Here is a 1,430-nt window from a genome sequence, read left to right as displayed (position 1 = left end):
GGGCCTTCACAGCTGAGTGTGGGTAGCGGTTCTCCGCCAGGGGCGATGACCGCCTGCGGCGAGCAGAGCCCGTAACCGGTAGTTGTCGAAGTTGCGGAAGCCGCGGGCGACGCGACGCATGGTCTCGATGACGCCATTGACCGCTTCCGTGGGCCCGTTCGAGGCTCCTGCGGTATCGAAGTAGGCCAGGATCGCGGCCTTCCACCGGCGTAAGGTCCGTCCGAGCCGGGCGATCTCCGGAATGGGACAGGACGGGAAGGCACCGAGAATCTCGGCGACGAGCCGGCGCCCCTGCTCGGGGCGGGCGTGGTAGACCGCGCGCAGCTTCTGGTAGCAATGCCAGGCAAGGGTGACCTCGTGATGCGGGTCCCCGGCCTCGAGCTTCGCGTTGAGTCGGCGGACCTGCCTCTCGGTCAGGTGCTCGGCGCCGATCTGCAGGGTGCGGCGGATCCCGTACAACGGGTCCCCGGCTCTCCCGCGGTGGCCCAGAGTGTCCTGCTGCACGCGGCGGCGGACCTCATCGACGACCTGCCCGCCGAGCTTGACCACATGGAAAGCGTCGAGAACGGTGATCGCCTCCGGGAGCTCGTCGCGGATGGCATTGGCGTAACCGTGGAACGGATCCAGCGTCGCCGTGCGGATCCCGCTCGTGAACGCCGGCCCCTGCTCGATGAGCCAGTCGCCGTAGGCCGCCCCCGTGCGCCCGGGCACCAGATCCAGCAGTCGTGCCCGGGGCCGGCCGTCCTCGCCGCGGGAGTGGTCCACGATCCCGGTGACCAGCCCAGTGCCGGGTGGGCCCACGTGGCGCCAGACGTGCTCGTCCACGCCCAGGGCGTCCACCCCGGCCAGCCGATCCTCCGCGGCCAGCTGGGCCTCGATGACTGGAGTGATGGCGTCCCAGACGGTGTTCCAGGCGACCCCGAGCATCTCGGCCAGGGCCGAGACCGCGATGTCGTGGCAGCGCAGCTGCGTCACCGCCCAAGCAATCGCGCGGGTGGTGAGCTTGGCCCGCGGTGCCGCCAGCTCGTGGACCTCACTGAAGGTCGTCACCTCGCACGCCGTCTCATGGCAGCGGTAGCGGCGTTTGCGCCAGACCACCCGCACGGGCACCCCGGCGCAAGGCAGGTCGTGCAGCAGCACCGCCACCCGGCCATGGCCGACGGCGAGCACCCCGCAAGCCGGACAGCCCACCAGTGACGGCACGGTCTCGACCACCAGGGTGAACGAGGAGCGGTGCCGCTCGATCGTGAGCACGTGGACATCGGGCAGGTCGAAGAGCGCGCACGCCGGCGCGCACATAGCATGGGACACATCGAGGCCTTCGAGGACGGTTGGATTCAGCACCCCCATCCTGGAGGCCTCGACCCCTACCCGACCCCCGTGACACGCACCCCGCTTGGGCCCTTACCCACACTCATTTGGGAAGGGCC

The 1,430-nt window shown here is 70.1% G+C and carries 1 protein-coding gene; it reads right to left on the bottom strand.

Annotated elements, in window-relative coordinates:
- Nucleotides 1-6: 6 nt before the first annotated feature.
- On the bottom strand, nucleotides 7-1,344 hold the full coding sequence (locus Q9R22_RS13260) for an ISL3 family transposase (RefSeq protein ID WP_207387849.1): 1,338 nt from the start codon (nucleotides 1,342-1,344) through the stop codon (nucleotides 7-9).
- Nucleotides 1,345-1,430 lie beyond the last annotated feature (86 nt).

Source organism: Kocuria sp. PD6 (assembly GCF_031844145.1).
GTDB lineage: Bacteria > Actinomycetota > Actinomycetes > Actinomycetales > Micrococcaceae > Kocuria > Kocuria marina.
Note: the sequence above shows the minus strand (reverse complement) of the source record. Positions and strands in the feature narration are given on the sequence as shown.